Here is a 20601-nt window from a genome sequence, read left to right as displayed (position 1 = left end):
ACTGGATTAGCCTTTTTGAACTTTGCATGTATCAGGGATTACAGAAGCGGATCTCCACCTCTGCGTAAATCTGACGGCCGGTCTCCCCGACGATCTCTTTCTGCGAATCCGTGGCCGAATTCCTGGTCGCGAATCTGATCGGCGTCGAAATCGAATCGATCCTCGTCCTCGTAGTATGACCTGTTGGTATGGTCGTATCGGCCATACAGGCTGCGTGGCTCCTCGCTGTAGTAGGTGCGCATCGTGTGCAGAAACTCAGCTTGTGGACCGGATGGCCAGTTGTCGCTGTCAAATCCGGGTGCATTTTCCAGCGTCTCCTTGGTCTCCTTGACCACTACGACATCGTCCTGCGCGGTGTTAAACTCGAAGGATTCAAATGGCAAAGCGAGAAGCTTAGACCCCAGATTTAGAAATCCTTCGTCGACCTTCAGTACGACATAATCCACCTGACCGGTGACGGTGTTGATCATGAATTCTTTGATCGATCCTACGGATTCCGCTCTGGCTGTTTTGACTGTGCAGGACATGGCAGTCGATGCACTGATCTGAGAATGATATGAGATGGTCATCTTGTTAGTTGGTTAAGTGAGTAAATTATTTGACTCTCCTTATCCCAGATTTGTGCCAGCCGGCAAATCGCCCATTAAAGGGAAATAGCGGGGGGTAGTCGTTTTTCCGAGTGGAAGCTTTCCCACTTTTCGTGGAATGGGTTTCCTACTGCTGCACAAATCGTTGAGTTGAGGCGCTCCTCGAATTCAACCAAATGCATGAGGAATTTCCCTGGGTAGAACGAAATGCCAAAAATCTTTTAGTTGTGCTTTCAATCACCTAGATTGAGTTAAAACAAAACCCGAAAAACGTTATGGAGCAAGTGATCGACTTTTTCGCCAATCTATTTTCATCTGATGATTGGCCGCCACGTTGGTTCTGTGGCAATTGGTCGCCGTTTCATGGCTGGCTGTATATTACCAGCGATATTGCAATCTGGCTGGCTTATTTCGTCATTCCGGCGATCATCATTTATTTTATACAAAAGCGGCAAAACATTCCATTTCTACCTGTCTTTTGGCTCTTTGGAGCTTTCATTATCCTTTGCGGAAGCACTCATCTGATGGATGCAGTTATGTTTTGGTGGCCAGGATACCGCTTGAGTGCGCTTCTGCGGGTATTTACGGCGCTAGTGAGTTTAGCCACAGCTTTTGCGCTCATTCGGGATCTGCCCAAGCTGATTGTAGTGAAGACTGAGGATGAGCTAAAAACTTATCAGCTGGAAAAGCAACTGAGAAGCTATGAATTGGAGATTGAAGCGCTAAAAAAACAGCTGAGCGCTAAAACTGACTAATGGATACCCGGGGAAGATCAATGCTACTTTTTCAGAATGCCGTCTTGGTTTTCATGGCGACCTTGATCACCAGCGTGGTGTTCATCGTGGATCTGAATACGAGCAGTACGGTGGCGGTAGCCGGAATGTATTCGGTAGTGATCTTATATAGTTGGCTTCTGCCAGGCAAATTTGCGAGTATCTATACCGCGGCAGTTTGCACGGTTCTGACGATTGTAGCGGCAATACGGACCAACGTATTCACCACCACGGCCGACAATCTATCAGGAATAAATGCCGTGATAGCGCTTGTGGTTATCTGGACTTGCGTGACGCTTGTTTTTCTAGCAAAAAGTAGTTTTTCGAGTTTGGAAGGCATCAATGCGCAGCTTTCAGAGCGTTCAAATACTCTGCTGGAAAAGTTGAAAGAGTTGGACGCCAAGCAGGATGAACTGTCCGAAAAGAAAGTCCAGCTTGAAAAGTTGAATGCGGACTTGGTGGTCAAAAACCGGGAACTGGAACGGTTTACGAGCATCGCCAGCCATGACCTGCAAGAGCCGCTTCGCACGATCGGCAACATGACTCAACTGATCGCCAAAAAGTACTATCCAAACTTTGACGATCAGGGAAAGCGAATGCTGGACTATGTAACATCTGCCACCAGCAGGATGACAACTTTGATCAGAGGGTTGCTGGAATTTAGCAGAATAGGCATTAAGCGGGAGACCCAACCCGTGAATTGCCATGAGTTGGTAAATAACATTGTATTGGATTTTGATTCAAGTCTGAAAGCTTCCAAGGGCACCATTAAAGTAAATGAGCTACCGGTCGTGTTGGGAAATCCGGTAGAGTTGCGCATGCTTTTTCAAAATTTGATCAGCAACGGGTTGAAATTCAGTGACAAAAGTGTCTTACCCGTGATTGAATTGTCTGCAAAGGACATTGGGTCGCATATTGAATTTTGCGTCAGAGACAATGGAATAGGAATAGATCAAACCGACTACGAGAAAATATTCTTTATTTTCCAGCGCCTTCATCCAACTGAGCAATACGAAGGGATGGGGTTGGGCTTGGCATATTGTCGTAAGATCGTGGAACTACACGGAGGGAAAATCTGGATCGACTCCAAAAAAAACCAGGGCAGTGCATTTTACTTTACCTTGACGAAAATCAAATGAAATCGAGCAGGACTCAAGCGTCATACAATCGCTTGACTGTGAGTCTGGCGAGATTTCCTATGGCCATCGAAAGAAAATTATAATCCTATGAGAGAGAAAATCCAACAGTTAGAGTGTGTTTTGCTTATTGACGATGATGAAGCCACTAACTTCTATCACACGATAATCTTGGAGGAAGAGTCCACTGGAGTGCATATTCAATCCGTGAAATCAGCCGAAGAGGGGCTTGACTTTTTGCTTAGCAAGGGAGATTATGCGGAGCTCCCTCAGCCGGGTATTATCTTTCTGGATATCCATATGCCGGGAATGAACGGCTGGGATTTTCTGGTCAAATACGATGAACTCTCTCAGGAAATTCTTGATCGGTCCATTGTGGTGATGCTGTCGACTAGCAATAATCCCGATGATATAGAAAGAGCAGCCCAGATACCCGTGGTGAAGGAATTTGTAAATAAACCTTTGACCTCGGAGGCTTTTTGGAAGGTGGTTAATGAGAATTTTGGGTAGAATCACTTTTTTATTTTTTGAATGACAGCAAAATCTGCCCGCTCTGTCCTTACCGATAAAAAAAGGCAAAGCCCTTCGGAAAAGACTTTGCCCAGGTAGGTCAGGGACCACAAAGATCAGGATAACTTAGTACCCCGGATTCTGATCGCTTTGATCCATCGCTTCGTTGAAGTTCAACTCTTCCAGAGGAATAGGCCATAGATAGTGTATTTCTGAGATGGTAATCCCTTTGTTTTTCATGACAAATTCTTCTGCCCGTCCCGTTCTTTTCAGATCTAGCCAGCGCTTCCCTTCAAACTGGGTTTCGTAGGCTTTTTCCTGGAGAATCAGATCCAAAAAGGCTTCAACTGTCAGGTCTGTCATCACAAAATCCGTCTCAGATGGAATCATCGGATCCAGCCCATAAGCCCGGCGTCTAACTTGATTTACCGCTTCAAGATTTGCCTCCGTCACGCCATCGACACGAGCCGACGCCTCGGCGTAGATTAGCAGCAGTTCCGGGTACCGGTACACCGGCAGATCATTCCCTGCACCTGTATTGTCCACCGCCTGTGACTCTGCGTATTTGCCGTTCACGATCGTAGAATCGCCCAGCCCGAAGTTGACAATCTGCCAAAGGCCTTTTCTCAGATCTCCGTCTGCCCACTCCTTGTGAAAGGGATTGGTAGCATCTCCGTAGTGCGCATAGGCCCCGCCGAAATTGTACAATCCAGTACTGGGATGGTTCATGATCCAAGGAAGACCATTGCCTTGACCTGTCTGCCTTGCAAACTTGAAGGAGAAAATTTCCTCCGTAGAGGTGATCAAGGCTGCTCCGAAGATCTTCTCCCGGATATCATTCACAGAGGTGATCTTCACCAATTGGAATTCGGCTGCATCCAGCACGTCTTGAGCTTTCATCTTCGCCATCGGATAGTCCGCCAGCTGTAGGTACACGTCGGCCAACAAGGTTTTTGCCGCCCATTGGGTTGGTCTTCCGGGTTCCGCCGCCGTGAGCGGAAGATTCATCTCCGCTTCAGCCAGATCCGCAAGGATGAGCTCATAGACTTCTTCAGGACTGCTTTTGGGTACATCCTTTTCGGCGATATTGAGCTCGGTGCGGAGCGGAACTCCTCCCCAGTTTCTCACCAGATCAAAGTAGGTGAGCGCTCTCAGGAATTTGGCTTCCGCCAGGAAAAGATTCCGTTCTTCCTCCGTCAACTCCTCACTGAGCGGTGCTTTTTCGATGACAATATTTGCATTCCGGATTCCCTGATAGAAGCTGTTCCACCGGGCTGCTGCAGCGTTGATGTTGGTGGGATTGAATCCCTCAAAGTCGTTGTACTGCGCACGGCTGCCGCGTCCATATCCCCAGTCTGTGTGGGCGCTGAGCACGGCTACCTGCTCCGATCTTACCATTCGCAGGGGGAAATAGATCGCATTCGTCGCTGCTTCAAAGTCTGATTTGCTTTGATAGAAGTTCTCCGAGACGATTGTTTTTGGTTCTTCCTCAAGTACATTTTCACAAGAACTTACGATACCTCCCAGAGCTAAAAATCCGGCTATCAGGAGTTTGTGTTTTATTGATTGACTGTTGTTAGACGTTTTCATGGTGTGGTTCTTTTCGGGTTAAAAAGTTGCGTTTAGACCAATCGTGTAAGACTTCGGAATCGGATAGCTGAAGTGATCAATCCCCATGCTGTTGTCCGCGCCTTTGCTGTTCACCTCGGGATCCCACCAGGAGTAATTCGTGAATGTGAGCAGATTCTGTCCACTCGCATAGATTCGAAGGCTTTGGAGGAATTTTTCCTGGGAATTTTTGAGAGGGAAATTATAGGCCAACAGGATGTTTTTTAACCTCAGATATGAGCCGTCTTCCACGAAGCGATCTGACACCCGGGTATTGGAGTTTCTGCTGATTTTCGGATACTTCGCATCGGTATTTTGAGGCGTCCAGTGATCCAAAAGCACCTCTTCCGGCATGTTTAATCCCTGCCCATAGTCCATCGTGCTGGAGATTGCGCTGACGTTCATTAGGTCGTTTCCTTTACTTCCTTGGAAGAAAAGATCAAGTTGGAAGCCTTTGTAACCCATGTTGGAGTTGAACCCGTAGAAAAAATCCGGGTTTGGATCTCCGATATAGGTTTTGTCCGCTTCGGAGATTTCACCGTCGCTGTTCAAATCCCTGTATTTGATCGCGCCCGTCTCGGTGTAGCCATCCTCCTGATACCCCCAAAACTGTCCCAGAGGTCTTCCTTCTTCCATAATGGAGAAATTATCCGCTACCGTGATCACGTTGATGAAATTGGTAAGGATAGGTTGGCCGTCATTCAAGCTCAGGACTTGGTTGCGGTTGAACGATAGATTTCCGTCTAAGCTCCATCGGAAGTCCGATGAGAAAACCTGTGCAAAAAGGCTCAATTCTACGCCTTTGTTCTCTATTGACCCCACATTGTCTATCGTGGTCGTGTAGCCAAAAGAACTTGGCAGGCGAACCGTGCTGAGCAGATCGTCGGTGGTCTTGATGTAGTAGTCAAAGCCCACTACAATACGATCCTTCCAGAGACCGAGATCAAACCCCAAGTCAAATTGCTCGGTGGTTTCCCACTTCAAGTCTCCGGGAAGGGTGGAGCCCGGCGCAAGGAAATTGTACAATTCATCCCCGAAGACGGTGTAGCCGGGGAAAAGTCTGTTCAGCGTAGCATAAGGATCAATCGCCTGAGAGCCTGTCAGTCCCCAACTGCTGCGGATCTTCAAGGTGGAGATGGACTCCTGTGACTTCATGAAATTCTCTTCCGAGACTTTCCAGGCGATAGCTCCCGAGGGAAAGTATCCCCATTTATTTCCTTCGCTGTAGCGCGATGAGCCATCCGCGCGGAATGAAGCTGTGAAAAGATACCTGTTGTCAAAGCCGTAGTTGACTCTGCCCAGATAGGAGAGCAAGACTGAATTCGAATAGCCTGAGGTTGGGATTCCGGGCGTTTCCGCAGCTCCCAGGTTGTCTGTTTCATAGAGGTCACTCAAAAATCCCGCACCACTTCCGGCGAGATATTTCGTGGTAAAATCCTGATAGGTAAAGCCTGCCAACACGTTCAAATCGTGCTTTTCATTAAACACCTTTGCATAAGTAATTGTATTCTCGTTCAGACGGCTGAGATACTGGCTGGTGGTGACACTTGCATTTCCGTCGCTGTTGAGGAATTTGGTGCTTCGGTAGCTGTCGGTCCTGTCGTCCCTGTTTTCAATGCCTCCGCTTACTTTGATGGTCAGTTCCGGAATGGGATTATAGCTCATGGCAGCGTTGACGAGCGTTACGTTTGCGTTGATGACGTTCGATTGCTCGTTGATGAAATAGAGTGGATTGACGATGTCGGGCGAGATAAAAGGGAAGTCGTCTGCCAGATTGTTGATCGAACCGTCGGCATCATAGGGATTTGAAAGCGGTGAAGCCACCAACGCTGCCCCGATCATACTCGCGCCTCTTGATCCACCCTCGCTGTCTCTCCGGGACGTCACCAGTTTGGTCAAAGTACTGTTGAAGTCCAACTTGAACTTTTCGCTGATCTTATGATTGACATTGGTTCTGATCGAGTATCTGTCATAGTCGGAGCCCTTGATGATTCCGTCCTGCTGATAGATACTTCCTCCGACGAGAAACTGGGTGTTTTCTCCGCCACCTGAGACACTCAGAGACGTGTTTTTGATCGGAGCATTTTGAAAAATCTCATCCTGCCAGTCGGTCCCTTCACCGAAACTGTTGACCTCGGCGTCTGTGAAATACGGGTCGACTCCGTCATTTACCGCCTGGATATTCATCAGCTGGGCATATTGGTTCCCATTCATCAGGTCCAGCTTTTTCCTGAGACTTTGTACGCTGTATGCAGCGTCAAACTCCACCACGGTCCCTGCGCCGCTGCCGTTTTTGGTCGTGATCAGAACCACTCCATTTGCACCTCTCGAACCGTAGATCGCGGTGGCTGATGCATCTTTAAGGATTTCGATACTTGCGATATCGGAATTGTTGAGGTTGGTGGGATTGCCCGAAAAGGGGAAGCCGTCGATCACATAGAGCGGATCATTGTCTCCCTGGATGGAATTTGCACCTCGGATCCTGACCGAAACCCCGCCGCCGGGTGCACCGTTGTTCTGGATCACCTGGACCCCTGGAGCCCGCCCGTTGAGGGACTGGAGTACGTTGGAAGTTGGGAAAGCATTCAGTTCGTCTGAGTTCACCTGCGCGACCGCACCGGTGAGGTCTGCCCTTCGCGTGGAACCATAGCCGATTACCACCACTTCCTCCAGTTCCTGATCATCACTTGACAGACTCACGTCTATCGTCGTCTGGTTGTCCACGTTGATTTCCTTTGGCTGAAAGCCCAAAAAAGAAAATACCAGCACGACATCTGATTGGTCTGCTGGTATTTGGATGGTGTATTTTCCAGAATCGTCGGAGATAGTTCCAGTCTCGGTTCCTTTGATCTGGATGGTTGCGCCGGGCAGAGGATTACCGTCTGGATCCTTGACTGTTCCGGTGATTGTTAGCTCTTCCGTGGAGACGGAAGGCGGAGGGACGGTGTCCCGCGACGGCACCGTGTCCTGGAGGAAATTTGGCGGATTGTTTTCTGCCAAAGTCTCCGAGGCAGCGCCCAGAGACATACCGGCAAGAAAAATAAGTGCTGAAAGCTTTTTCATAGTTGGTTTGGTCAAAATGAAACAATGAGGGTTTTTTGTCTTCTTTTTTTGATCAACTACTATTCCAGTGGGTGGCCTGCGCAGCTCAAATGCGTCAATTCACCCCGTTTTGGAAGATTTTGGCTTTAAAATTGGTAGATGGTCGCAAGTCACGGAACTGACGGCAGCGTCTAAGGATGCTCCATTTTGGGTAGTATAGACCTCATTTTGTCCATGTAGGGACATTTTGCCCTATGGGTATATCGTGAGACTGAGGCGTGGTGCGGGTTTAATCCAACAGAAGCAGATTGGATGGTTAATGGCATGAAAGCGGATAATCATAGCTATTTTTCAACCCAACAAGTAGAAGATCGAATGCCCATTTGAAGGCCTTTCTCACCAAAGGGGACGGATGACTATTCAGGGCATTCCTATGACCTTAGAAAAGCAAATTGTAAACCTATGAACAGACGAGATGTTCTTTCGACAATCGGCGCACTTTCGGTCGGTCTTACCGGCGGCGGACTGGTGAAGGCCGATGTACTGACGAAGCCCTATGAAACCATTCAGCGGAAACTGGAGACGGACATCTTGGTGATAGGAGGAGGAACGGCCGGGTCCATTGCTGCGATCCAGGCGGGAAGAACCGGGCATCAGGTGACATTGATTGAATGTCAGAGTCAGCTGGGAGGGACGATTACTACCGCGGGTGTAGCCTTTCCGGGATTATTTTTTGCATGGGGGAAGCAGGTCATCAGTGGGGTAGGATGGGAGTTGATTCAAAGTGCCGTGCAACTGAACGGAGACTCACTGCCAAACTTTTCAATTCCCCACGGAAGGGAGCATTGGAAGCACCAGATACGGATAAATCCGTCTCTGTACGCCATGCTGCTCGAAGAGAAGTGCCTGGAAGCAGGTGTTGAAATCCGCTATTATGAGACTCCCACTTCACTTGATTTTAAGGATAATCACTGGTACGTGGAGACCGTGGGCAAGGGGGTGCGCGCTGAGATCAAGTGTAAGCAGATCATTGACTGCTCTGGCAATGCCATCGCCGCTTCCATTGCGGGTTATGATCTTTTTAAAGAAAAAGTGACCCAGCCCGGCACCTTGATGTTTACCATCGGCGGGTATGACTTTGAAAGCTTGGACCTGGAGCGGCTCAAGGTCGCTTATGAGATGGCAATCGATCGGGGAGAGCTGATACGGGGAGAGTTTCGGGGAGATATCATTGCTCTGCTGAAGGAAAAAGGCGACAATGTCCAGCACATCGAGGGAGCAGACTCCACTACCTCAGAGACTCACACCTCGGCGAATATCAAAGGACGGGAATCCCTGCTAAAGCATCTCCGGTTTTTGAAAAAACAGCCAGGACTGGGTAATATAAGGATCGAATCCATGAGAACGGAAGCCGGCATACGGGAAACTTATCGAATCGATGGATTGTATCGGATAAGCTATGAGGATTACATCACCGGCAAGGGATATCCGGATTCCATCGCGTATTCTTACTATCCAGTCGATCTTCACAATACAGAAGGCGTCGTGCCTGAACAACTGGCTGAAGGGATCGTCCCCGCGATTCCGTTCAGGGCATTGATACCCAAGAAGAGCAAAAATTTTATCGTGGCGGGGAGAAGTATCTGCAGCGACCAGTTGGCAAATTCAGGACTGAGAGTGCAGGCTTCGTGTATGGCAATGGGACAGGCAGCTGGGGCAGCAGCGGCACTGGCAATCGAAAAGAATCTAACTCCGGCCGACTTGCCCATCGGCGAACTGAAAAGGCTGATAGAGATGCACGGAGGAATCGTGCCTCCGAGCGTGAAAACTTCCAAAGGCTAACAAACCGATGATGCATAAGCTGACCGTATTTGCTTCTATGTTGATGATTGTCCTAGTCGGATCTTCCGGTGTGGTGTCAGATGCTGTCAGAGAATTAAAGAATGTAAAATATCAAAATGAGCTGACCCTGAATTTCCCCGTCGCCAAGATCAACGAAAAAAAGATCTACGATGAGGTGGAAAAAAGAAACGTCACTTTATATCAATATATCTCTGAAGACGGATTTCCGGTCTACTACTCCAGGAGCGTACACACGGGGGTATGCTATGACAACCAATGCAAGCTGCTCGACATCACACTTTATTGGAATCCAACCGGTAGGTATTTGGGGTTTGAGCTGCCGGAGAATGAATTTTTGAGCAAAGATGACCATGTGCCATTTACCGAAGAGGAATACGTCAGGCTCAATCAACTCCTTTCTGACCCTAGTCTTCCCTTGGGTCAATTTACTTACAATCAGATCGCCGCAAAAAGTAAAGCCTCCCTCTACAATGTCGACGGTGTGAGCGGTGCTACGTCGAAAGATGTACTGGAATACGTCATCAAAGGCTCTGCCTATACTACCTACACGATCTATGAGTTGGTGTACGGGACTTCGCAGACAGAGGTAGAAGCGTGGACCAATGACATGATGAACGATGAGTTTCTAAGGACCATGATCACCGAGGCACCTTATCAAGATAAACTTTGGGCGATCGATCTGATGCACGGTAGGCTTTCTGATTTTCCCAAATCCAGGGAAATTGTTCTTGATTTGATGGGCTCTGCAGACTACAGCTTGGCAGAAAAATGCCTAAACAGTTTGGTTCCGAAGGATTTGTTCTACACGGATGTCCAAAACAAGCTGATGGATAATTTTCAATCCTTTGATTTTGGAATGAGGAGCAGAGCCGTGGAACTCCTCAAGGATGCACCGCAAATCTCCCCCGAAGTAGTGGTAAAACTCAACGGCCAATTATCCGGGATGGAAGTTCCAATCATCGCGGGTATCCTGGACGTGTACAGAGAACAGGGGATAGATGACCGAGAAACCCTCTCGACAATTAAGGAGTTGACTAATTCCGAAAACAGATATCTGGCAAAAAAGGCAGAGGACTACATGAGTAGCCTAAAGAATTGACGTGGATTGTACTTTCAGACTTAAGCTTTTCTCAAAAAAACAACCCTGGCCGATTCGGATTTTTAAAAGCATTTAACATTTTTATTCCTGAACCCGGATTGAAGTTGTTTTGTTTTTTGTAATATTCAAGCCTATTTCTGATTATGAGCAAGCAGATTCCCTTAGGTATTCTTTTGGCCAACTGGATTGTAGGCTTATTTTTCGTTTTGCTGACTCCACTATCGGTCGATGTAGTTTCTTCGGTTGATGGCAAATCTTATCTCCAGACTTCTCAGGGATTCCTATCAGAAATCGGCGACCTCGCCGAAAAACCTCCTCTTGAGCTTGATCTTAAAGTAGCGCTCCCCTCTGCAGCTTTCAAAGGTCTGTTGGTGCATTCAAAGGCGGCAGTAGCCACCGGTCTTTATTCCGCTTACAGTACGGTTCCATTTTTTGACGTAAAGCAAACCTTTATTCACTTCTTCTTCACTTGGTAGTTTGAACGGATTTCGGAGCAAATCTTAAATCATTCAAAATTTTCACTACTAACAACCAATCAAATGGAAATGAATTTCTCAGGGATTCTATGGGTCTCCCTTATAGGCATGCTGCTGATCAGCTTGCCCTACATATACCATCTACTCAGCTATAGAAAAGGTCAAAAAGTCAACAAAGAGTCATTTCAGGAATTTGCCTTGAGCAGAGAGCTGGTTCTTGACAAGGTTCAAAAGTGGAGAAACCACTACATGCTGGGCTTGGATCTAAAGCAGAATGTGCTCGTATATTGCCGGTTTGGCCACTATCCAGTACAGATGACGATCAATCTCAATCAGGTCGATCATGCCTCGGTCGACGCGCACTACGAAGAGGTGAGTGTCGGTAAGTCAAGATTGAAAAAGTTAGGATACCTCGATATCCTGCTGCATTTCAAAGACCACAGCAAACCAGCCAAGAGCATTACAATATTCGATGAAAGACAGATCCGAAGACTGTCGGACGAGCCTTTCATCGCTGAAAAATGGGTCGGGACACTCAATCAACATCTAAACGCCTCCGGGGACAAAGCAACCCTCCGGTTGGCTATGTAATTTTCGATTATTGGTTTTCTTAATGGGATGGGGTTTGTTCTTTGAGCAAATCCCATTTTCGCTTTAAGTCAAGGATGGATTGTTAGCTTTTAGCTCGTTGATTTTTACATCACTGTGAGCACAGCAGGAGGCAATGCGCTCAAGGGGGAAAGTCTGGGTTTTGATAATTCGTGATTTTTTAAGTGTTTAGATAGACAAGGAACTCTTAAACCCATTAACCATGAAAAATCAACGCAGGGAATTTCTGAAAAAAGCAGGAGGAACTCTCGCCTTGGCCTCTGTTGGAACAAGCTTCGCCGGCTCGGCCTCTGCAAAAAGTGTCTTATTGAAACGTGGGTTAAAATCCCAAGCCAATGACAAAGTACGAATCGGACTGATCGGCGGCGGAATCATCGGCCACTACGACACCGATGCCGCGTTGACTATAGATGGAGTAGAGCTGGTGGCGGTCTGTGATCTGTACACCGGAAGGCTGGAGTATGCGAGGGAAAAATACGGCAAAGACATCTTCACGACGAGAGATTACCGGGAGGTTTTGGCCCGACCGGACATCGACGCGGTCTTGGTGTGTACGCCGGATCACTGGCATCAGCGGATTGCCATCGATGCAATGAAAGCCGGCAAGCATGTCTATTGTGAAAAACCCATGGTGCAACGCATCGAAGACGGGCAGGCGATCATCGACACGCAAAAGTCTACTGGGAAGGTGCTGCAGGTAGGCAGTCAGCGGGCAAGTTCGGTCGCAGTCCTGGAGGCTAAAAAGGTACTGCAGTCCGGAGTGATTGGTGATCTGACCTTCGTGTCTGCCTATTGCGACAGATCCACTGCCATGGGCGCGTGGGATTATTCGATTCCAACGGATGCCAGCCCTGAGACGGTGGATTTCGATTCGTTTTTGGGCTACGCGCCAAAGATCCCATTCGATGCGACCAGGTTTTTCCGATGGAGAAATTACAGTGATTATGGCACCGGCGCAGCTGGAGACCTGATCGTCCATCTGCTGACAACCGTTCATACCCTAACGGACTCCAAAGGCCCAAACAAGATCTTCAGCGCTGGCGATCTGAAGTATTGGAAAGACGGACGGGACGCCTATGATGTGATCAATGCCCTGATGACTTATCCCAAAACCGAGCAGCACGATTCCTTTCAGGTGACCACACGCGTCAACCTTTGTGACGGAGAGGGCAAAGGCGAATTTGGCCTGAAGCTAGTCGGTACCAATGGCGTGATCACCATCGGATGGAACGACTTTACCGTTCAGACGCTCAAAAGAGAAGCCGCGCCGGGGTTTGGTGGCTATGATTCCTACACGAGTTTTTCAGCGGAGCAAAAAAAGGAATTTCAAAAGTGGTACGTGGCAACCTACGGATCTGAAAAGGGCGGGAACTTCACTCAAAATGAGCCCACCAAATTCGAAGCGCCCGAGGGATATGACGATCGGGTGGATCACATGATTACCTTTTTCAACGGCGTTCGGAACGGTTCGCCAATCCTCGAAGATGCGGAATTTGGTCTTCGGGCGGCAGCACCGTCACTCGCCTGCAATCTGAGCATTGCACAGGAGAAACCCATCCTTTGGGACCCGGTAGGGATGAAGTTGGTATGATGACTGAATACTCTATATAGCAAAACCAGCCGATTCCCGGTTGACCTGGCTGTAGTTCCCGGTATGCAACCATAACCTATGGTTGCATACCTGATTCTGCACGGGGTTAAGACTCCGTGCTACCCATGATGCGTACCTACGGTACGTCGAACAATGGCGAAAAACGTCAGCAGCCTAACGGAAAACCTTCCGCGCTACAACCAGAATCGGTCATCCAGCATCGCATCTTTCCTTAACACCCGGGTAATCCGAAAACCGGTTTTTTGACTGGTCACCATCCTCATTAATGCCATGAGTTGGACTTTTTCCCGGTCAATCACCTTCTCCTCACCACCACCCTGATCGCCTTTTTTCTTAGACTAGACCGTTGTATAGTCATAGTATTCAAGTATTTAAAAAGTAATAGGCCCTAAAAAACCGGGAAATAAATTCAGTCCCGGACTCAATATTTATTATCTTATACCTATCAATTTGTTTTAAGGTAGGTCAAGTGAACTTCACGAAAAGTTCATCTTAAGTTCCTCAACGCCGAGTTTCCGGCGGCTAGTTTTGCGGTCTAATTATCCACTTAAACCTATAACGCATGGGAAATTTTACAATCTCCAAAACAGGCAGATCGCTCCGGTTGGGCTTGTTATTCAGCTTACTCTTTTGGTCGCTGGGGCTAACGGCAGCAGCGGCTGAGGCCTCACTTGCATCAGAAAGCGCTTTTGAAGTAGTGACCGGTACGGTCACGGATGAGACAGGGGCGCCTTTGCCTGGAGCTGCGATCCTTGTAAAGGGTACTACAAATGGTACCATCACAGATCTGGATGGTAACTTCTCCATCGATGTGGCTGGTGATGCGATCCTGGTGGTTTCCTATTTGGGATATACTCCAAAGGAAGTGGCAGTGGCGGGACTATCCACACTCTCCGTACAATTGGAGCCGGATGCAAGGCAATTGGACGAATTGGTCGTAGTGGGCTATGGTACCCAAAAGCGGTCTGATGTCACGGGCGCCATCGGTTCTGTGAAAAGCGAAAATTTCAACAAAGGAGTAATTACCAATCCCGTCGATCTGTTGCAGGGCAAAGTGGCCGGTGTAAACATCACTTCCGCCAGCGGCGAGCCCGGTGCCAACCAAAATGTGATCATCCGGGGAATCGGTAGCTTACGCTCTGGTACCCAACCGCTCTATGTACTGGATGGCTTTCTGCTGGATAACTCCGATACAGGAATCGCCTCCAATCCACTTAACTTTCTCAATCCCAACGATATTGAAAGCATCGATGTGTTGAAGGATGCCAGTGCTACAGCTTTGTACGGTTCCAGAGCATCCAATGGAGTCATCGTCATCACGACCAAGAAAGGAAAATCAGGAGCCTCCCAGATAAACTTATCGGCATCTACTGCATGGTCTTCCATGTCCAAGCAAATCGACGTCTTTGGAGCAGACGAGTTTCGCCGTCAGGTAGTCGCAGTAGGTGGCTCACTGGAGGATTTCGAAGGAAATACCAACTGGCAGGATGAACTGACTCAGGTTGGCTTTTCCCAAGATTACAGCTTGTCCATGAGCGGAGCCAACTCCGAGAAGTTTTCCTATTTCGCTTCACTTGGCTATCAGGACCAGGAAGGGATCTTGAATAACAGCAACCTGACGCGCTATTCAGGCAAACTGAATATGAACCAGAAAGCGTTTGAGGGCCGGCTGATTGTCGATTACAACTTGACGGCATCTTACACCGAAAATCTGCGCCCAAGTATTGGATCTATCATCAGTGATATGCTTTACCTGAATCCGACGATCCCTGCCTACACCAATGGCGAACCTACGTTGCTCAACACCAATGCCCTCAACCCACTCAAGCGAAATGAACTCTACAGTGATGATGCCGCAAACAACCGGATCTTAGGGACGATTTCCCCTTCTTTCGAGATCATCGACGGACTTACTTATAAGCTGAATCTTGGGGTGGATTTTTCCAATACCAGCCGATACGTTCAGTACAAACCCTATTCAGAGGTCGTAAACGAATCCAATGTGTCGGATGGAACCTTGGATGAGTTGATCTCTGCCAATACCAATAGCTTGGTGGAAAATACCCTGACCTACAACTGGAACAATTACAAGCATAATGTCACGATATTGGCCGGTCACTCATATCAGACATTCCTGGATGAGTTCAGAGGTACTTCCGCCAGAGGCTTTGCGGATAACAACATCGAGCCAAGATATCAGGACCACAACAGTACCACCGAATTCCCGACGACCGTAAGTTCCTCTGCTGTCAAAAATGAGCTGCAGTCCTTCTTTGGCCGGTTAAACTACGTCTACGACGAGAAGTACCTGTTTACGGCGACCATCCGGGCGGACGGTTCCTCCAAGTTTGGTGATAACAACAAGTACGGCTACTTCCCCTCCTTTGCGCTGGGTTGGAACCTGAGCAAGGAAGCCTTCATGGCCAACTCCGGTTTTGACAACCTGAAACTCCGTACCAGCTGGGGACAAACCGGAAATCAGGAAATCCCTTCCAAGATCACCAAGGCAAGCTTCTCAGAAGATCGCCTGGCTACAGGGTCGGGGAGTTTGAATACCTATCCGATCGATACCGATGGGACCACGCTGGACAGCTACCCGTATGGGATCGTTTTTACCCGACTGGCGAACCCGGATCTGCAGTGGGAGGTATCTACCCAATTTGACGTGGGAGTTGACTTCGCCTTCTTCGACTACCGTTTGACCGGTACCTTGGATTATTTCAACAAAGTATCCTCGAACATCCTGCTGGAAGTGGTTCCGGCCGACCCGGTTCAGCCGACCTCGACCTACTGGGATAATATTGAGAACATGAAGATCCACAATAGTGGGATCGAATTGGCGCTGAATTACAGCAACAACGCGCAAAAGGCCTTTTCCTATGAGATTGGAGGAAATGTCACGTTTATCCAAAACGAGGTACGGGATTCCCCTTATTCGGTCTTGACTACCGGCGCAGCACAGGGTGCCGGTCAAACCGGTGCGACGATCAATGGCTACATCAACAACCAGCCGATTGGCGCATTCTACATGCTGCAGTTTGACGGAATCGGAGAGGACGGACTCAACCGGTTTGTGGATGTCAACGGAGACGGCCAAATCCTGGACAATGACCGAACGGTGGTGGGAAGTGCCATCCCTAAAGTGATCTATGGCTTCAACGCCAACTTCAGATACAAGAATTTTGACTTGGGACTCAACTTCAACGGTGTGTCCGGAAATAAGATCTTCAATCACACGACCATGTCGCTCTTCACGAAGGCCCAGCTTTCCAGATCCAATAACACCACGGATTTCGCAGTCCAATATCCCGAGGAGTCCTTCAACAACTCCAATACGGTTTCGACAAGATACCTGGAGAGCGGCTCGTACTTTAGGTTAAATAACGCCTCTTTGGGTTACAACCTGAACCCGACTGAGATCGGAATTGGTAATGCCTTCCAAGCTATCCGCCTTTCCGTCACTGGCCAAAACCTGTTTGTGATCACAGACTATTCCGGATTTGACCCGGAGATCAACACCGGAACAACTTCTGGGGGAATCCAAACCTTCGGTATCGACCGCTTCACCTATCCAAGAGCTAGGACTTTCATGGTCAATCTGAATCTAACCTTTTAAGAAAAACAGGCAGATGCGTATCCATCTCCCAGAAAATCGCAATTATATGAAGACTATAAGTTTTAGAAAATTAATTCCAGCAGCAGCCTTTTTCCTGGCATTTCTGAGTTGTACCACCTTAGAGGAAGAAGTGCTCGATGAGTCACTGACCGGGACAGGCCAAGCGGAAATTGTCAGCGGGTCCATCGCCCCGGTCTATGGGATGCTGCGCCAAGTGTGGCTGCATACGAATAATTTTGGGCTTCAGGAAGTCGCTTCAGATGAAGGAATTCTTCCCTACCGTGGGGGTACGGACTGGTTTGACGGCGGGAAATTTATCGCCATCCACCAGCACCTGATGACTCCAAGCAATGCCTTGGTAGGGGATTCTTGGACTTTCATAACCCTGGCATTGTCCAGAGCAGTGGCAGCGGAAGAGCAGCTCGGGCTGGAAGTGGAAGCTGGGAATGCAAGTGCCCAAAACCCACTTTACGAAATGCTCGCAATGAAGGCTTACCTGAACATGTTGGCCTTGGACAACTGGGGACTGGTATTCAAAAAGGAGCGTTCTGACCAACAGTCAGAGATCCTGAGAGGGCAGGAAGCCGTCGATTACCTCGAGGCAGAATTGCTGGCAGTGGTGAATCTGATCAGCGAGAGCAGCAGCGGTCCGGGTCGGATGAACAAGCATGCCGTGGAGGCTTTGCTCGCGCGTCTGTATCTGAACGCAGCGGTCTATCGCGATCCTTACGGAACTCCGGACTTTAGAGCCGAAGACATGGACAAGGTGATCGAATACACCAACAACATCATCAGCGCGGGTTATTCCCTGTCACCGGAGTACTTTGACCTCTTCAATGACAACAACAACACCAATCCAGAGATCATCTTTTCCCTCGATCAGCGAGGAGTACTTCAGACCGAACACAGCAGATGGCAATATTGGTCTATATCCGGAGATCAGGTACCAAGACCTGAATTCCCCAGCACAAGGGGCACGGACGCCGTAGCGGCTACCCCGGATTTTGTTCAGACTTGGTATGATGCCTATGGCGATGTCGACCCGGCTGATGCAGATGCCCGTTTCTATCAGGAGAATACGGTCATCCCGGAAAATCTCAGAGACCTCACCGGAATAAATCCCACGAACGACTCAGAGCATTACTACTGTGTGGACGCTACTGAATTTGAAATGGACCGTGGAATCCTCCGTAATATCATCTGGGGCCCAAGAAAGGACGGCAGCGGAAACATCATCAAATGTCCGGATGGGAAGATCAGAGTCTATCCGGTGATCAACAGAAGAAGCAGCGGTGCAAATATCCGCTACGTGGATCATACCTACGAGGTGGATTTCACCAACGAAGGAAGTCTTCACAACACCGGACACCGATTCTCCAAATACCAGTTTAGCCGAACTGCAACCGACTGCTGCAGCAGAAGCAGCGTGGATATAGTTTTGGTTCGATTGGGTGAAGTGTACTTGATGCGCGCTGAAGCCAAGCTGAGAAAGGGCGACAATGCCGGCGCACTTGCCGATATCAATACGCTGAGAACCTCCAGAAATGCCCGTCCTGCACAGACACCCGCTCCCTTGACTTCCATCGATCTGGATATCCTGTTCCGGGAGTCTGGCTTCGAGCTGTATTGGGAAGGCCTGAGAAGAGTTTACCAAATCCGTTTTGGAAAATACGAAGACAGTTGGACTGAGAAGACCGATAGCGATGTCAACAAGCGACTGTTCCCGATTCCGCAAAGGGCGATTGATGGAGCTTCAAACATTGCCGGATTCTTGGTGCAAAATCCCGGTTATTAAAATTTCTCAAGAGGTAATAAATCCAAAAGCCGAGCGGACTCCGTTCGGCTTTTTTTGTGAATTTGGATGGATCTGGCAATTGGCTTTAAAATTAGTTCGACACCCTTCGGGGTTGTGGGAATCCTATCGCTATCGTTTTTTCCACGGGTTTCATCCGCGGTTATTGAGAAGTTTGATCCCTTGTCAGGGTCGGGAATTGAATTACGATGATTTGGGATAATGACCACCAAGTGGTCGAACCTTTCAATAGCCCTCGGTGAAACCGGGGGTAGGAATGTCAACCACGTCAACAACAACCCCGAATGGGGTTGAACTTATTGATATTGAAATTACAAATTCCAAAAAAATAAAAGGGCAAATCCCAGCCAGCGTCCTCTCGAACAAAGCAATAGACTACGCCGAGGTGGTTTGCTTCAGGGAAACTCCATCTTCCAAAAGGCTAAGCTCCTGGAGCCAGTCCAAATTCAATATACGTAGCCTGACTGATTCCTGAAGATGAAGTTGTACGAAATCCAGCCAGTATTCCACATCCAACATTCTCAAACATCTTGGAATGGAATTTTTGGCTGAGCCATCGGTGCTCTATCTTATAGAGATCAGAAAACTCGTCGAAGTGATCGACTTGATGCAATAGCTCGGTTTTAGCTTTAATCAAAGTTTTGGATTCAAGTTTCATGTGCAGGAATCAGTTTAGAGTATTTCACTTTGGTTTAGAATAGGGTTGGGCCGCTCAAAGGTGTGGTTCTCAAAGCTTACCGAGTAGTCGGATGGAAAGAGCCTGGAAGGAATGTAGTAGTCCGTGGAGATCACCTGTGCACCGGAAGCCTTCGCCTTTTCAAACTTGCTGTAGTTACCGGTTCGGGCCTCTTTGGTATCGGAATCTGCGCGGGTTCGGATGATGTAGCCTTTTCTTACAAGCTCCTGAATGTAGGTTTCGTTGGACACGGGATCGTTGATGATCCGGAAACCGGCTTCAGGATTTCCTTCTTTCAGATTGACAAAAAGTACCCCGTTTCTCAGTTCCGGTTTTTCGGTCAGGTAGCGGCGGATTTTCTCCTCACTCTCATCCAGCACAAAAAGAAACTTGCCTCTGACAGCCTCCAGTTCAGGCCAGTTACCAGCCAAGACAGCCTTTTCCAACGATTCATAGTCTCCACGAACCTGATCCGGCGTGATCAGTTTATCAATTCCCAGGTAAGTGCGAACTTCCAAGTCGATGCTGTCCAGCGCGGTTCCGGTAAAGGGAAGTGGGTTGACCGTCATCGGAACTTTTCCGTCTTTGGCATTGATCAGGATGAACACCGGATGGTGATCGGGATGCTGATCGCTCCAGGATTTTAGCTCTAAAAGTGCGTTTTTGAAAAGCAGGTGGTGGGATTGCACATCCAAATCCTGCACATGGAAAAGCTTCAGACCCGGCTCGGAAAGCTCCTTTTTCGGGTCAAAAACAGTCCCTTCCGGCAGCATTGCCAAGGACTTGGGGTTGGCAAATCTTCCTCCCATGGGATCATGAAAGACATCGAGTTCCAGATTTCGCAGTCCCAAGTTAAGTTGCTCCGAAAGCGGCAGATGCTCGTACTCCAAGCTTTGTGCCGCTGCCGGGTTGACCTTATTCAGATAGTCCAAAATCGGGGAAGGCATGGCGCTTTTATAGCTGTTGTGGCTGCCGATGACCTGAGTTTCATTGAGTTTTTGGCCAAAACTTCCGCTGATCAAAAGGAAAAGCGAAACTGCGAACAAAAGGGTTTTAGGAGAATTCATAGGTTTGATGGATCAATCCGAAAGATGGGGCATTCAAATCCGTGATCATTTAATTCAAAGTCAAGTTTATGTTATCGTTTTTTGAGATGTTTCCCTTGGTTTACCTTTTTGTTA

Annotated in this window: 15 protein-coding genes; 10 read left to right on the top strand and 5 right to left on the bottom strand. The window is 48.3% G+C overall.

Going from position 1 to position 20601, the window contains the following annotated elements:
* Positions 1–38: 38 nt before the first annotated feature.
* Positions 39–569, bottom strand: coding sequence for a PRC-barrel domain-containing protein (locus G459_RS29260; protein ID WP_051315412.1), 531 nt, complete (start codon positions 567–569; stop codon positions 39–41).
* Between the two features lie 293 nt (positions 570–862).
* Between G459_RS29260 and G459_RS0123970 the strand changes: the two genes are divergently transcribed.
* The 3 genes from G459_RS0123970 to G459_RS0123960 all read left to right on the top strand — a co-directional run bounded on the left by G459_RS0123970 (position 863) and on the right by G459_RS0123960 (position 3006).
* On the top strand, positions 863–1342 hold the full coding sequence (locus G459_RS0123970; RefSeq protein WP_026969841.1) for a hypothetical protein: 480 nt from the start codon (positions 863–865) through the stop codon (positions 1340–1342).
* A 20-nt stretch (positions 1343–1362) separates the two neighbouring features.
* Positions 1363–2499, top strand: coding sequence for a sensor histidine kinase (locus tag G459_RS29255; RefSeq protein WP_211234428.1), 1137 nt, complete (start codon positions 1363–1365; stop codon positions 2497–2499).
* 87 nt (positions 2500–2586) lie between these two features.
* Positions 2587–3006 carry a response regulator gene (locus G459_RS0123960; RefSeq protein ID WP_026969840.1) on the top strand — a complete coding sequence of 140 codons (420 nt, stop codon included), beginning with the start codon at positions 2587–2589 and terminating at the stop codon, positions 3004–3006.
* 126 nt (positions 3007–3132) lie between these two features.
* Here G459_RS0123960 and G459_RS0123955 read toward each other — a convergent pair whose 3' ends face one another.
* Both G459_RS0123955 and G459_RS28510 read right to left on the bottom strand, forming a co-directional pair.
* On the bottom strand, positions 3133–4596 hold the full coding sequence (locus G459_RS0123955; protein ID WP_026969839.1) for a RagB/SusD family nutrient uptake outer membrane protein: 1464 nt from the start codon (positions 4594–4596) through the stop codon (positions 3133–3135).
* An 18-nt stretch (positions 4597–4614) separates the two neighbouring features.
* Entirely contained in the window at positions 4615–7677 is a 3063-nt protein-coding gene (locus G459_RS28510; RefSeq protein ID WP_051315410.1) for a SusC/RagA family TonB-linked outer membrane protein, read from the bottom strand.
* Positions 7678–8118: 441 nt separating this feature from the next.
* Here G459_RS28510 and G459_RS0123945 point away from each other — a divergent pair, with 441 nt between their 5' ends.
* The 7 genes from G459_RS0123945 (at position 8119) to G459_RS0123915 (ending at position 18726) form a co-directional block, all read left to right on the top strand.
* Complete coding sequence (locus G459_RS0123945; RefSeq protein WP_026969838.1) at positions 8119–9498, top strand: FAD-dependent oxidoreductase; 1380 nt, start codon at positions 8119–8121, stop codon at positions 9496–9498.
* Between the two features lie 7 nt (positions 9499–9505).
* Positions 9506–10618: a hypothetical protein gene (locus G459_RS0123940; RefSeq protein ID WP_157373448.1), complete on the top strand. Its 1113-nt coding sequence runs from the start codon at positions 9506–9508 to the stop codon at positions 10616–10618.
* Between the two features lie 143 nt (positions 10619–10761).
* Complete coding sequence (locus G459_RS0123935; protein WP_026969836.1) at positions 10762–11094, top strand: hypothetical protein; 333 nt, start codon at positions 10762–10764, stop codon at positions 11092–11094.
* A gap of 69 nt (positions 11095–11163) precedes the next feature.
* Complete coding sequence (locus G459_RS0123930) at positions 11164–11685, top strand: hypothetical protein (protein ID WP_157373447.1); 522 nt, start codon at positions 11164–11166, stop codon at positions 11683–11685.
* Positions 11686–11905: 220 nt separating this feature from the next.
* Positions 11906–13294 (top strand): Gfo/Idh/MocA family oxidoreductase, encoded by a 1389-nt coding sequence (locus G459_RS0123925; protein WP_026969834.1) that lies wholly within the window; start codon positions 11906–11908, stop codon positions 13292–13294.
* Between the two features lie 583 nt (positions 13295–13877).
* Positions 13878–16931, top strand: a complete 3054-nt coding sequence (locus G459_RS0123920) for a SusC/RagA family TonB-linked outer membrane protein (RefSeq protein ID WP_026969833.1) — start codon at positions 13878–13880, stop codon at positions 16929–16931.
* Positions 16932–16977: 46 nt separating this feature from the next.
* Positions 16978–18726: a RagB/SusD family nutrient uptake outer membrane protein gene (locus tag G459_RS0123915; RefSeq protein WP_051315457.1), complete on the top strand. Its 1749-nt coding sequence runs from the start codon at positions 16978–16980 to the stop codon at positions 18724–18726.
* Positions 18727–19165: 439 nt separating this feature from the next.
* Here the strand turns inward: G459_RS0123915 and G459_RS30060 are convergent, their stop codons facing one another.
* Together G459_RS30060 and G459_RS0123895 are read right to left on the bottom strand one after the other, a co-directional pair.
* Entirely contained in the window at positions 19166–19402 is a 237-nt protein-coding gene (locus tag G459_RS30060; RefSeq protein WP_157373446.1) for a hypothetical protein, read from the bottom strand.
* A 14-nt stretch (positions 19403–19416) separates the two neighbouring features.
* The gene (locus tag G459_RS0123895) at positions 19417–20487 is read right to left on the bottom strand and encodes a phosphatidylinositol-specific phospholipase C1-like protein (RefSeq protein WP_035456986.1); all 1071 of its coding nucleotides are present in this window, start codon (positions 20485–20487) and stop codon (positions 19417–19419) included.
* Positions 20488–20601: the final 114 nt, after the last annotated feature.

The sequence above is a fragment of the Algoriphagus terrigena DSM 22685 genome (assembly GCF_000429445.1).
Taxonomy (GTDB): Bacteria; Bacteroidota; Bacteroidia; order Cytophagales; family Cyclobacteriaceae; genus Algoriphagus; species Algoriphagus terrigena.
Note: the sequence above shows the minus strand (reverse complement) of the source record. Positions and strands in the feature narration are given on the sequence as shown.